The sequence below is a fragment of the Bradyrhizobium sp. WSM471 genome (assembly GCF_000244915.1).
In the GTDB taxonomy this organism is placed as follows: domain Bacteria; phylum Pseudomonadota; class Alphaproteobacteria; order Rhizobiales; family Xanthobacteraceae; genus Bradyrhizobium.
Window position 1 is genome coordinate 7,569,997 of record NZ_CM001442.1, and the last position, 12,452, is coordinate 7,582,448.

Here is a 12,452-nt window from a genome sequence, read left to right on the forward strand (position 1 = left end):
GGATGAGGGATTCACACCGACACCGCGTAGATCTCGTACTCCCCGCGCACCAGCTCGATATGCGCACGCATCGCGGCGGCGGCGCCCTGCTTGTCGCCGCGCATGATGGCGACGACGACGCGGTCGTGCTCGGCTTGCGACTTGGCGAGGCGGCCGAGGTTGCGGAACTGGGCGCGGCGAAACGGCTGCACGCGTACGCGCGTCGCCAGCGTGATCTCGGCGATGTAACCGTTCTGCGATCCCGCATAGATCGCATTGTGGAAGCGCTCATTGACTTCGTGGAAGCGGTCGGGATTGCCGGCATAGCTCAGCACCCGCAGCTCTTCGTGGATGGCTTCCAGGCCGTGGCGCTCGGCAGCCGACATGCGTTCAGCGGCAAGACCCGCGCACAGTGCTTCCAGTTCCGCCATCGCCTCGAACATGCCCGTCAGCCGTTCGAACGAAGGCTGCGCTACGACCGCGCCGCGATGGGCGCGCGCTTCGACGAGGCCGCTTGCCACGAGTTGGCGCAACGCTTCCCGCACCGGCGTGCGCGAAACGCTGAAGCGGCGCGCGATGTCGGTCTCGTCAAGCGGCGCGCCGGGCGGCAGAGCTCCGCGCACGATCTCGTCGGCGAGCTGCAGGCGCAATTCCTCGGCGCGCGTGACCTTGTGCACTGATGGCGACGCCCGGTCGACACGCGGCACCGCCGGTTCGGCCGGCAGCGTTCCGGGCGGAAGATCGTCAAGCGTCATACGGTCAGGTCTCTTTCGACTCGTCGATGATGCTGACATGGGCGGCGACGACGCGCCAGCCCTCCGGGAATTTTACCCAGGTCTGCATCTGCCGGCCGACCTTGCCCGGCATCGTGTCGCGATAGAACAGGGTGGAGGCGACAGCGGTGTCGCGGCCATAGCTCGTGATCACGGTTTTCGCAGTGCGGCGGTTGAGGCCGACCGGCGAGCGCCCGGCGCGAAAGCCGGAGATCGCTTCATAGCCGTAGAGGTTCTCGCCGATGCCATAGCGCAGCGTGCGGGGATCGTTGCGAAAGAGCTCGCCGAGCACCGCGACGTCGTTGGTGATCAGGGCCTGCTCATAGCGCTCGAACGCGGCTTTGACGTCCGCGATCACGTCGGGGAGATCGATCTCCATCTCAAAATCCTTTTGGGCAGGGCGCGGCGGCGACGCCCATCTTCTCCAACGCGTACGCGATGCGCAGCGCGATGTCCTCGCGCCAGGGCGCGGCGATGATCTGCACGCCGATCGGCAGCGGCTCGAGCGGCACCGGCACGGCGACCACAGGCAAGCCGATGAACGAGATCGGCTGGGTGTGGATGCCGATATTGGCGCGCACCGGCAGCTCGACGCCGCCAAGATTGAAATTGACCTGGCCGAGTTTTGGCGCCGTGCATGGCGTCGCGGGCGCGATCAGCACGTCGACGGATTTGAAAATCTCCGCGAGCTGCGCGCGATACCAGCGGCGGAATTTCTGCGCGCGGTCGACCAGTGGCGCCGGCACCATGGCGCCCGCGATCAGCCGGTCGCGCACGGCGGGATCGAAATCGTTCGGCCGCTTGCGCAGCCGATCGAGATGCAGCGAGGCGCCCTCGGTGGTGGTGATGACATAGGCCGCCGCACGGGCGCGCGCGGCTTCGGGCACATCCACCACGCGCGTTGCGCCCAGCGCCTTGGCGACACGGCTGACGGCTTCGACGGCTTCCGGAAACAGATTCTGCTGGAAGTAGCCGCCGGCGATCGCGATGCGCAGGTCCGAAACCGGATTGGCAAGTAGCGGCAACGTCGGCTCCAGACCACGTGTGGTGGTGCAGGCGGCATCGTCGGCGTCCGGTCCCTGCATCGCGTCATAGGCCAGCGCGAGATCGGTGGCGGAGCGCGCGAACGGGCCGAGATGATCGAGGCTCGCGACGAACGGGAAAGAGCGCGCGCGCGAGAGCCGGCCATAGGTGGGCTTCAGGCCGAAGATGCCGCAGAACGAGGACGGCACGCGGATCGAACCGTTGGTGTCGGAGCCGAGCGCGATCGGCACCAGCGCGCCACCGACGGCACTGCCCGAACCGCCGGAGGAGCCGCCGCTCATCCGCGTGGTGTCGTGCGGATTGCGCGAGGGACCGTCATGGACGTTCTCGCCGGTGAAGTCGTAGGCGTATTCGCCCATGTTGAGCGCACCGACCAGCACGGCGCCAGCCGCTTCCATGCGCTCGATCAGCGTGGCATCGCGCGTGGCGGGTGCGCGATCGCGGTTGATCTTCGAGCCGGCGCGCGTGGCGAGGCCTGCGACGTCGAACAAATTCTTCACCGCGAAGGGCACGCCGGCCAATGGACCGACGGCCTTGCCGGCGGCGATATCGGCATCGATCGCGCGCGCTTTGGCACGGGCGCGATCGGCGGTGATGTCGGTGAAGGCGTTGAGGATGGTGTCGTGCTGCTTGATGCGCGCAAGCGCTGCTTCGGTCGCGTCGAGCGCGGACATCTTGCGGCCGGCAACCGCGCTCGCGATCTCGGAGGCCGTCATCTCTGGCTTGGTCGTCATGGCGGCGTCAGACCGTGAACACGGGCGCCGGCTCGGTCTCGTCCGGCAGCGCGAATTCGTCGACGAGGCGGCCGAGCCGCAGCGAGACCTCGAGATTGGCGCGGATGGACGACCTCCATGCTTCCTCGACGGGCAACGCCAGCGCTTTGGTGACAGCGTCGATATAATCGTCCAGCGGTTCGGCCATCACAAACAAGCTCTCAATGTGCACCCAGTGTCTGCAGCGGCGGGTGCGGGATCGCCGTCAGCAGCTCCTTGGTGTAGTCGTCCTGCGGATCGCTCAAGACCCTCTCGGAAGATCCTTCCTCGACGATTCGACCCGACCGCATGACAATGACACGATCGCACAACAAGCGCACTACGTTCAAATCATGCGAGACGAACAGATAACTCATACCTAGCCGCGCCTTGAGGTCCTGGAGCAGATTGAGGACCACCGCCTGGACCGAGACGTCGAGCGCGGCGGTCGGCTCGTCCAGGATGACGAGTTTCGGGTGCAGGGCAATGGCGCGGGCGATGCCGACGCGGGCCTTCTGGCCGCCCGACAATTGGTGCGGGAAGCGATCCAGCAGATTGTGCGGCAGGCCCACCATGGTGGCGAGTTCCTCGCAGCGGGCGCGGAGCGCGTCGCGCCCCCTGATGTCGCCGAGCTGCATGATGGGATCGGCGATGGCGCGCACGGCGGTGAAGCGCGGGTTGAGGCTGTCGGTGGGATCCTGGAACACCATCTGGATGCGGCTACGCTGCGGCAGCCGGGCAAAGCCGGCGGGCGCGATGGCGCCGATGTCCTCGCCGTCGAACTGGATCAGGCCCGAGGTCTGGTCCAGCAGCCGCATCACCATCATCGACGTGGTCGATTTGCCGCAGCCGGACTCGCCGACCAGGCCAACGCTCTCGCCATGGCCGACCGAGAAGCTGATGCCGTCGACCGCGCGGAACACGTCCGGCTCCACCGGCGGCTTGCGGCCGAACAATTTGCCGAGCGTGGCGGTGGCACCCTGGCGGGGATATTCCTTGACCAGCTTGTCGATGAGGAGAAGGGGCTGCCCGCTCTTCTTGGCCTCGTCTTGCGAAGCCTGATGGATGGCCGGGTCAGGCCCGGCCACGACAGCTGCGCCCTCCTCCTCCGGCAACAGATCCCGCAGGCTCACGCCGAGCCTGGGCGTCGCGCGCATCAGCTTCTTCGTGTAGGGGTGCTGCGGGTTGGCGAAGATGTCGGCGGCTTTCGCGGTCTCGACCACCCGGCCCTTTTCCATCACCACGACGCGGTCGCAATAGGCGGCGGCCAAGCCGAGGTCGTGCGTGATCAGGATGGTGGACATCGCCTTGCGCTTGGTCAGCTCGACGATCAGATCCATCACCGCCTTCTGCGTGGTGACGTCCAATCCGGTCGTCGGCTCGTCCGCGATCAGCAGCTGGGGATTGCAGGCGAGCGCGAGCGCGATGACGACGCGCTGGCACATGCCGCCCGACAATTCGAACGGATAGGCGTGATAGCGCTCGCGCGGGCGGGCGATCTTGACCTGTTCCAGCGCCTCGATCGCCTTCTCGCCGCGGTCCGAAACCATGGCCTGCTGGACATGGGTGCGCAGCACGTCTTCGATCTGGTCGCCGACCTTCCGGATCGGGTTGAGCGCGGCGCGCGGGTTCTGGAAGATCATCGAGACTTCGCGACCGCGCAAATCGCGCATCTGGTCCTCGGTCGCGGCCTTCACGTCGATGCCCGAGAACATCACCGAGCCCTCGGCGATCCGCCCGGCACGGTCGAGGATGCGCATCACGGCATAGGAGGTCACCGACTTGCCGGAGCCGGACTCGCCGACAATGGCGAGCGTCTCGCCCTTGGCGACGGAAATGTTGACGTGCTGCACCGCTTTCACGATGCCGCGGCGGGTGGTGAATTCGACGGTGAGGTCCTGGACGTCGAGCAGAGGCTGGGCGGTCATGGATGCCTCCCAAACAAAAACATCGAAAACAACCCCATGCACAGTAGAACGGGATTGATTTTATTGGAGAATTTTGAGCGGAAATTCGCGCATAAACCAGCCATCACGTCCTCCGCTGGGGGTCGACGATGTCGCGCAGGCCGTCGCCGAGGAGGTTGAAGCAGAACACGGCGATCATCAAAGCGAGGCCCGGGAATAGCGCGATCCACCATTCGCCTGACACCATGAAGCCGGCGCCTTCGGCGACCATGATGCCCCATTCCGCCGTCGGCGGGCGGACGCCGAGGCCGATGAAGGACAGACCTGCGGCATTGAGAATGGCGTAGCCCATGGTCAGCGACATCTGCACGATCATGATCGGCATGATGTTCGGCAGGATATGCACGAGGAGAATGCGGAATTCGCCGTTGCCGGACAGCCGCGCCGCCTGCACGAAGCCGGCGTTGCGGCGCACGTTGGCTTCGGCGCGCGCGACGCGGGCATAGAGCGGGAAATTCACGATGGCCGTGGCCAGGATGATGTTCTGCACGGTGTTGCCGAGCGCAGCGACGATGCCCATCGCCAGCACGAACAGCGGGAACGCCATGATGGTGTCGGCGATGCGGCCGACGATGCGATCGGTCCAGCCGCCGAAATAGCCGGCGGCGATGCCGGCGAGCCCGCCCATCAAAAACACCAGCACGACGGAGGCGACCGCGATGAACGTATCGAGCCGCGTCGCCACCACGACCCGGCTGAAGATGTCGCGGCCCAATTGATCGGTGCCGAACCAGTGCGCGGCCGATGGCGGCTTGAGCGACGCCGCGGTGTCGGACGCCAGCGGATCATACGGCACCACATAGGGGCCGAAGATCGCGGCAAGGAGGATCACGACCAGCAGCGCGAAGGCAAAACCGGTGACCTTGTTCTCGCCGAGCACGTAGCGGGTCTGGTCGAGCAGCGCGACGAACCCTGACGTCCGCGCGGGACCGACGGGTTCAACAGCAGGCGCAACGGTGCTCATTGTGATCCCCTACCCTTCCAGCCGCACGCGTGGATCGATCACGCCGTAGAGAATGTCGATCACGAGATTGAGCAGCACGTACATCACCGCCATGGTCAGTACGAAACCCTGCACCGGCGCGAAGTCCGACGAGATCAGCGCTTCGACCGCATAGGAGCCGATGCCGGGCCAGGCGAACACTTTCTCGACCAGCACGTTGGCGCCCAGCAAGAAGGAGAACACCATGCTCAGCGTGGTGATCACCGGGAGCATCGCATTGCGGAAGGCGTAAGTGACGATGACGGTCGCCGGCGACAGGCCGCTGGCGCGCGCGGTGCGCACGAATTCGGACGACAGCACCGCTAGCATCGAGGCCCGCGTCATGCGCGCGATCGGCGCCAGCGAGAAGATCGCAAGCGTCGTCGCCGGCAGGATGAGCTGGCTGCAGGCCGAACGGAACGCCTCGAAGTCGCGCGCGATCAGGGTGTCGATCAGATAGAAGCCTGTCACCGTCGGCGGCGCGCTGTAGAACACATCGAGCCGGCCAAGCGGCGCAGGCGACCAGCCGAGCTGGAAATAGAAGACATAGACCAGCACGAGACCGGTGAAGAACACCGGCAGCGACACGCCGGCCGTCGTCGTGACGCGACAGAGATGATCGACCCACGATCCCGGCCGGGTCGCCGCCAGTACGCCGAGCGGAATCGCGATCACGATCGAGACGATGAGGCCGAGCAGCGTCAGCTCGGCGGAGGCCGGCAGGCGGTTGCGGATCTCGGCCGCGACCGGCTGGCCGGTCGTGAGCGAGTTGCCGAAATCGCCATGGGCGAGATCGTTGGTGTAGCGGAAGAACTGCTCGATCAGCGGCTTGTCGAGGCCAAGCTTCTTGCGGATCTGCTCGACGGCTTCTTTCGTTGCGGCGGGTCCCGCGAAATACGCGGCGGGATCGCCCGGCAGCGCGCGGGTCAGCAGGAAGGTGACGATGACGACCCCGATCAGCGAGGGAATCGCGAACATCAGGCGCTTGCCGATCATGGTCAGCATGGGGGCGCTCTCCTTCTGCCTTGCAATTGGGAGCAAACTTGAACGGCTTGCGCCGCTGCGTTCCCTCCCGCCTTGTGGGGGAGGGGCAGGGAGGGGGGTGGCTCCGGGAGAGATCTGAGCCTGTGGCTACCCCTCTCCCCAACCCTCCCCCACAAGGGGGGAGGGAGCCTGAAGAGCGTGCCCACCTCACTCTGAAGGACAGCGCCCGCCATCCCCCCTCACCCCTTCGCCATCGCGCGATAATCCAGCCTCCGGTGGAACCAGTATTGGTAGCCGCTGATGTTCTTCTGCATCGCGACGTTGACGAAGGGCTGGTACAGCGGGATGCGGGGGATGTCGCTGTAGGCGAGGTCGACGAAGCCCTTCACGTCGGTGTCGTAGGTCGCGGTGTCGCCGGTCGCGGCGGCTGCGCGTGCGCCGTCGATGAGCTTGTCCATCGCCGCCGACTTGTAGCTCATGGTGTTGAAGACGGAATTATTGCCGTGATAGCACCAGTAGAAGAAGTATTCGGGGTAATCGAGCCAGCCCGAGAACACGTTGGTGAAGAGCGGCATCTCCTTCTTGTTCAATTCGGTGCGCCAGTTGGCGCCGGGCACCTTGTTGATGGTGGTCTTGATGCCGATCTGGGCCAGGCTCTCCTGCACCAGCACGCAGAGCGGCTCGTTGACGCCGGCGAAATTCAGGTCAAACGAGATCGTGGTGTCGAAGCCGTTGGCATAGCCGGCCTCGGCCATCAGCGCCTTCGCCTTCTCCATGTCGGTGTTGTATTTGTGCGGCTGCGGCCAGGCGACTTCGGTCGGCTTGTCCTTGGCCGCGCCGAACATCGGGTTCGCCAGCCCGAACATCACCGCGTCCATGATCTTCTGATAGGGAATCGCATAGGCGACCGCCTGACGGACCTTGGGATTGTCGAACGGCGGCTTGGTCACGTTCATGCCGATATACTGGATGCCGTTGGAGAACGGCAGCGACACCACGTTGAGCTTGCCGCTCGCCTTCATCTCCTGGAAATCCTTGAACGGCAGCTCATAGGAAATGTCGGCGTCGCCGCGCTCCAGCAGCGCGCGGCGATTGCCGGCCTGCGGCACCATGCGCCAGATCACGCGCTTGATCTTCGGCAGCGGGCCGCCGACCCAATCGTCGTTGCGCTCCATCACGACTTCGGTACCGGCGGTCCACTTCGTCACCTTGTAGGCGCCGGAGCCGGCGGTCTGCTGCTTGGTGTACTCAAGACCCCACGGATCTTTTTCGCTGGCATTTTTCTTCACAAGCTCGGAGTTGACGATGCAGGGCACGATCACCGCGAGATCGGGGATCGTCAGCTTGTCCTTTTTCAGGAAGTCGATGCGCACCGTGTAGTCGTCGATCACGACGAACTGCTCAGGCTTGGTCAGCGAGCCCGCGCTCATCTGAAAGGTGGGGAAGCCGCCGACGCTGACGGCGCGGTCGAGCGACCACTTCACATCCTTGGCGGTGACAGGCGCGCCGTCGTGGAATTTGGCGTTCTTCTTCAGCTTGAAGGTGACCGACATGTCGTCGATCTTGAAGCTCTCGGCGAGTTCGCCCTTGAACTTGTCGCGGTCGTAATAGGGCACGCCGCCGGGACCGGCCTTCATCTCGTGGCTGATCAGGCGGTCGTAGCAATTCCAGGACACCTCGTAGCCGGGCACATTGGTGCCGACGCCGTGGATATCGAGATTGTTGGGGCCGCCTTCCGAGACGATCAGCAACGTCTCCGAGCGCGCATCGGCCTTGGCCGACGAGATCACGGGCGGCATGGCCGGAAGCGCCGCGCCAGCGGCCAATCCGGAAACGGACTTGAGGAAATCGCGGCGCTTCATGAAATGGCTCCAACACAAGTTTTATGGTTGGAACTGGATTCGCAAGGTTCGTGCCAAGGCTTAAAGAGAGTTTAAAGCGCCATAAGCCTCTGAAATATTTAAAGGAAGCAGCTATTGATCGGGCCGCCGATCCGAGGCCAAGCTTTGGGCATTGCATACAAAGATGCGCATTTGCTCATAAAATAAGCTGAATTAAGTCTCGCTTGTTTGGCAGGCGGCTTATTGAACCGCCGTCGTCCTGGCGAAAGCCAGGACCCATTCCCCCAGGGCGAACTGCGGCGCGAAGCTGGCGACCACGAGTCTTCGCAAAACCCCTCGCTGGGATAATGGGTCCTGGATCTGCGCTTCGCTTGTCCAGGACGACGGCGGGGATCACCGGCACTCATCCCGCCCAGATCAGCTCCTGAAGCTGGACCAGATCGTCGGCCTTGTCCTGCCAGCCGTCGATGCAGACGTGGCTGTTGAGGTCGCTGGCGCGATGCAGGAGCATCAGTGCCATCAGGCGGCGCTTGAGCGCGAAGTCGAGCTTCGCATAGCCAAAGCCTTCGAGCAGGTTGCGCACGCGGCCGGCCCGGCCCGCTGCCATGAAGGCGCTGGGGCCGAGCAGATCGTAGTCGCGCCACCCTGCCAGCACGTCGCCGAAGTCGAACAGGCCGGCGAGCAACCATTGATCGTCATGGCAGGTGAGCAGGAAGTTCTCCGGAATGTACTCGCCGATCAGGATCACCGGCGGCGCATCCATCGGTATGAGCGCGGCCGCATCAACCAGGAGGTCGTCGAGGCCTCTGAGGAATTTCGGCGCCAGGCCAAGGCGCGTATGCCGCACCTTGCAGCCCTGCATCTGGGCGCGCATGAAGTCGTCCCAGCGCGGCTCGATCTGTGCGAGCGGGCCGAGCGGGGCGCGCTGCACGGACGCAATGGTCTCGCCGATCTGGCGCAGCACGCGCTCCTTCTGCGCTTCCGCCAATTGCGGCCAGACCTCCGAACCGAGCGCGCCGGCAAGGCGTGTGACGACGAGATAAGGCCAGCCATCGCGCTCGCCTTCGGCGACGATCTCGGGAATCGGCAGATGAAGGCGGCCGGCAAGCTGCGTCAGCGAGCCGCGCTCGGAAACGAATTGCGCGCGGAGCAGCGGCGGGAAGATTTTCAGGATCAGGTGATCGCCGAGCCCCACCACGAGATTGGTGCCGGTGGCAAACACGTGCGGCGCGCTGACATCGAGGCCGTGGCTGCGCGCGATGTCGAGCGCGATCGGCAGCCATCGCGACGCGTCGCAGCGAAAGGCGCGAAAGGCAGCAGCGTCGGTGAAAGTTGGCAAGATTTGCGATGGAACGCTGGTCATGCACGCCCGATCAGGCAAGCGGGTTTTGGCTGATTCGATGCAAGCCAAGCAGACGGTGCACCTCTCCCGCTTGCGGGGGAGGTCGGCGCGAAGCGCCGGGTGGGGGTTCTCTCCTCTAGGGGATTATCCCTTTGCGGAGACACCCTCTCCCCACCCCTCTCCCGCAAGCGGGAGAGGGAGCGCACTTCCTTCGCGGTTAAAGAGAGGTCCAATCTGAGAACTCTACCTATCCGGGCTGGCGCGCTCGAACTGGCGCAGGATCTTGTTGCCGCGCTCGACCGCGGCATCGAGCGCGGCTTGCGCGCTCTTGCGGCCGGCAAAGGCCTGCTCCAGCTCGTCCTCGATGGCGCCGCGGATCAGCACGAAGGAGCCGAGCCGGATGCCCTTCGAATTCTCCGTCGGCGGGTGCAGCGTGATCTCCTCGAACGAGATCGCCGAGCCGGAATTGCGCTCGTAAAAACCTTGCGCGCGCGTCAGCTCGAAGGCGGCGCGGGTCACAGGCAGATAGCCGGTGTTCTGGTGCCAGGCGGCCTGCACGCCGGGCTGCGACAGATAGGCGAAGAACCGCGCCACGCCCTTGTATTCCTCGCGCGGACGGTCGCGCAGCACCCATAGCGTGGCGCCGCCGATGATCGAGTTCTGCGGCGCGCCCTTCACGTCGGGCCAATACGGCATCATGCCGTAGCCGATCTCGAACTTCGAATTCGCCTTGATGTCGGCGCGCGTCGCGGAGGAGCCGATGAAGATGCCGCATTCGCCGTTCTGGAAGCGCGGCTCGGCCGACTGGCCGCGGCCGCTATAGTCGAACACCTTGGTCTTCTGCCACTCGCTGAGCTGGGAGACATGACGCACGAGAGACGGATTGTTGATGGTCAGCTCGGCATCGAGCGCGGCGAAGCCGTTGGTCCGCGTCGCCAGCGGCAGGTTGTGGAACGCCGAAAAGTTCTCGACATGGATCCAGGACGGCCAGGATGTGGTGAAGCCGCACACCGCGCCGCGATCGCGCAGGCGTTTTGCAGCAGCGCCAAGCTCCGGCCAGGTCTTCGGCGGCGCCTCCGGATCGAGCCCTGCGTCGCGGAACATGGTCTTGTTGTAATAGAGGATCGGCGTCGACGAATTGAACGGGAATGACAAGAGATTGCCGGCCGCATCGGTGTAGTAGCCGGAGACCGCAGGAAGGTAGTCATTGAGCGAGAACGGCTCGTTCATGTCCCGCATCAGGCTGAACACGGGATAGATCGCGCCCTTGGCCGCGGTCATGGTGGCGGTGGCGACCTCGTTGACCTGGACGATCGCGGGCTGGCTGCGCGAGCGGAATGCGAAAATCGCGGCCGTCACCGTCTCGGTGTAACTACCCTTGTAAGTCGGCACGACGCGATAATCCGACTGCGAGGCGTTGAAGTCGGAGGCAAGCTTCTCGAGCTGGCGGCCGAGCTCGCCGGACATGGCGTGCCACCACGCGATGTCGGTCGCGGCACGCACCGGCGCGGCCAATGAGAGGGCCGCAAAGGTGGCAACCACCTGCAAAAGGCGTGATGCTGAAGTCACGATGGCTCTTTCCATGCCGCACGACGAAAGCGGCTGTCCCTGCTTAAGGCGCGGCATTCGCGGTTTCAACCGGGAATGAGCCCCGGCCGCGCCGCACAATCACGCAGCAGTGCCGGGCGGGATGGCCTTCCCACGACCATCTGCTAGATTGCATTGAACCTTTTCCTCCCGCCATAGACTCCACCACTGAGGGGTTGAGTGTGCCAGTGTTGAACCGTGCCGAACGCTCGCGGACCGGGGTGGTTTTCGTCGCGCTTCTGATCGCCATCTGCGCGACGGGAGCCGCTGCGCGTGAATTCCGCGCCGCCGACACCCAGACCGAGGATTATCCGACCGTGCAGGCGCTGCGCTACATGGGCGCCCTGATCGCCGAGCGCAGCGGCGGCCGCCACGAGGTCAAGGTATTCCACTCCCGCCAGCTCGGCGAGGAGAAGGAGACCATCGAGCAGACCCGGGTTGGCGCGATCGACCTCAACCGGACCAATGTGGCGCTGATCGGCAACTTCGTCCCGGCGATGAACGTGCTGGCGATGCCGTTCCTGTTCCGGTCCATCGAGCACATGCAGAAGGTGCTGGACGGACCGGTCGGCAGCGAGATTCTCGGCAGCTTCGAGCCCTATGGCTTCGTTGGCCTCGCCTTCTACGATTCCGGCGCGCGGTCGATCTACAACGGCGTCCGCCCGGTCAGGAACGTCGCCGACCTCAAGGGATTGCGGATCCGGGTGCAGCAGTCGGAGTTGATGAGCCAGATGATCCGCGCGCTCGGCGCGGAGCCGGTCGAGATGCCCTATGGGCAGGTGCTTGCCGGGCTTGCCAACCATTTGATCGACGGCGCCGAGAACAACTGGCCCTCCTACGTGACCACGGACCATTACAAGCATGCCGGCTATCTCGCCCTCACCGAGCACACGATGAGCCCCGAAGTGCTGGTGATCTCGCTGAAGGCCTGGAAAAGCCTCTCGGCCGACGACCAGACCATCTTCAGGGAAGCCGCGCAGCGCTCCAGCCGCTTCATGCGCGAGAAATGGCGCGACCTCGAGGAGCAGTCGCAGCGCAAGGCGGAAGCAGCGGGCGTCACCATCGTCAGGGATATCGACCGCAAGCCGTTCGAGGACGCGATGGTCGCGATCTACGCCAAGGCCGGGCAGGATCCGGCCGCGGCCGCGCTGATCGAACGCATCCGCAAGGTGGAGTGAGGCCACTTGCCCGGGCTTGGACA

The 12,452-nt window shown here is 64.8% G+C and carries 11 protein-coding genes; 1 reads left to right on the forward strand and 10 read right to left on the reverse strand.

Features of this window, described 5'->3' with window-relative positions:
• Positions 1 to 11 precede the first annotated feature (11 nt).
• The 10 genes from BRA471DRAFT_RS34645 to ugpB form a co-directional block, all read right to left on the reverse strand.
• The gene (locus BRA471DRAFT_RS34645) at positions 12 to 734 is read right to left on the reverse strand and encodes a GntR family transcriptional regulator (protein ID WP_007615791.1); all 723 of its coding nucleotides are present in this window, start codon (positions 732 to 734) and stop codon (positions 12 to 14) included.
• 4 nt (positions 735 to 738) lie between these two features.
• Complete coding sequence (gene hpxZ, locus BRA471DRAFT_RS34650; protein ID WP_007615793.1) at positions 739 to 1,131, reverse strand: oxalurate catabolism protein HpxZ; 393 nt, start codon at positions 1,129 to 1,131, stop codon at positions 739 to 741.
• Between the two features lies 1 nt (position 1,132).
• The gene (locus tag BRA471DRAFT_RS34655; protein WP_007615795.1) at positions 1,133 to 2,530 is read right to left on the reverse strand and encodes an AtzE family amidohydrolase; all 1,398 of its coding nucleotides are present in this window, start codon (positions 2,528 to 2,530) and stop codon (positions 1,133 to 1,135) included.
• Between the two features lie 7 nt (positions 2,531 to 2,537).
• Positions 2,538 to 2,717 (reverse strand): DUF4089 domain-containing protein, encoded by a 180-nt coding sequence (locus BRA471DRAFT_RS34660; RefSeq protein WP_007615797.1) that lies wholly within the window; start codon positions 2,715 to 2,717, stop codon positions 2,538 to 2,540.
• 13 nt (positions 2,718 to 2,730) lie between these two features.
• Positions 2,731 to 4,476: an ABC transporter ATP-binding protein gene (locus BRA471DRAFT_RS34665; RefSeq protein WP_007615799.1), complete on the reverse strand. Its 1,746-nt coding sequence runs from the start codon at positions 4,474 to 4,476 to the stop codon at positions 2,731 to 2,733.
• Positions 4,477 to 4,579: 103 nt separating this feature from the next.
• Positions 4,580 to 5,479, reverse strand: coding sequence for an ABC transporter permease (locus BRA471DRAFT_RS34670; RefSeq protein WP_007615801.1), 900 nt, complete (start codon positions 5,477 to 5,479; stop codon positions 4,580 to 4,582).
• 9 nt (positions 5,480 to 5,488) lie between these two features.
• Positions 5,489 to 6,502, reverse strand: a complete 1,014-nt coding sequence (locus BRA471DRAFT_RS34675) for an ABC transporter permease (protein WP_007615803.1) — start codon at positions 6,500 to 6,502, stop codon at positions 5,489 to 5,491.
• A gap of 218 nt (positions 6,503 to 6,720) precedes the next feature.
• On the reverse strand, positions 6,721 to 8,343 hold the full coding sequence (locus tag BRA471DRAFT_RS34680; protein ID WP_007615806.1) for an ABC transporter substrate-binding protein: 1,623 nt from the start codon (positions 8,341 to 8,343) through the stop codon (positions 6,721 to 6,723).
• A 382-nt stretch (positions 8,344 to 8,725) separates the two neighbouring features.
• Positions 8,726 to 9,685: a phosphotransferase gene (locus BRA471DRAFT_RS34685; protein WP_007615808.1), complete on the reverse strand. Its 960-nt coding sequence runs from the start codon at positions 9,683 to 9,685 to the stop codon at positions 8,726 to 8,728.
• Positions 9,686 to 9,907: 222 nt separating this feature from the next.
• Positions 9,908 to 11,248 (reverse strand): sn-glycerol-3-phosphate ABC transporter substrate-binding protein UgpB, encoded by a 1,341-nt coding sequence (gene ugpB, locus BRA471DRAFT_RS34690; protein ID WP_007615810.1) that lies wholly within the window; start codon positions 11,246 to 11,248, stop codon positions 9,908 to 9,910.
• Between the two features lie 185 nt (positions 11,249 to 11,433).
• On the opposite strand from ugpB, the gene BRA471DRAFT_RS34695 reads away from it, so the two are divergent.
• Positions 11,434 to 12,429, forward strand: a complete 996-nt coding sequence (locus tag BRA471DRAFT_RS34695; RefSeq protein WP_007615812.1) for a TRAP transporter substrate-binding protein — start codon at positions 11,434 to 11,436, stop codon at positions 12,427 to 12,429.
• Positions 12,430 to 12,452: the final 23 nt, after the last annotated feature.

Coding starts and splice junctions, on each gene's coding strand:
- BRA471DRAFT_RS34670 (WP_007615801.1), bottom strand. CDS start 5,479: ATGAGCACCGTTGCGCCTGCTGTTGAACCCGTCGGTCCCGCGCGGACG.
- BRA471DRAFT_RS34680 (WP_007615806.1), bottom strand. CDS start 8,343: ATGAAGCGCCGCGATTTCCTCAAGTCCGTTTCCGGATTGGCCGCTGGC.
- BRA471DRAFT_RS34685 (WP_007615808.1), bottom strand. CDS start 9,685: ATGACCAGCGTTCCATCGCAAATCTTGCCAACTTTCACCGACGCTGCT.
- BRA471DRAFT_RS34665 (WP_007615799.1), bottom strand. CDS start 4,476: ATGACCGCCCAGCCTCTGCTCGACGTCCAGGACCTCACCGTCGAATTC.
- BRA471DRAFT_RS34645 (WP_007615791.1), bottom strand. CDS start 734: ATGACGCTTGACGATCTTCCGCCCGGAACGCTGCCGGCCGAACCGGCG.
- hpxZ (WP_007615793.1), bottom strand. CDS start 1,131: ATGGAGATCGATCTCCCCGACGTGATCGCGGACGTCAAAGCCGCGTTC.
- BRA471DRAFT_RS34655 (WP_007615795.1), bottom strand. CDS start 2,530: ATGACGACCAAGCCAGAGATGACGGCCTCCGAGATCGCGAGCGCGGTT.
- ugpB (WP_007615810.1), bottom strand. CDS start 11,248: ATGGAAAGAGCCATCGTGACTTCAGCATCACGCCTTTTGCAGGTGGTT.
- BRA471DRAFT_RS34675 (WP_007615803.1), bottom strand. CDS start 6,502: ATGCTGACCATGATCGGCAAGCGCCTGATGTTCGCGATTCCCTCGCTG.
- BRA471DRAFT_RS34660 (WP_007615797.1), bottom strand. CDS start 2,717: ATGGCCGAACCGCTGGACGATTATATCGACGCTGTCACCAAAGCGCTG.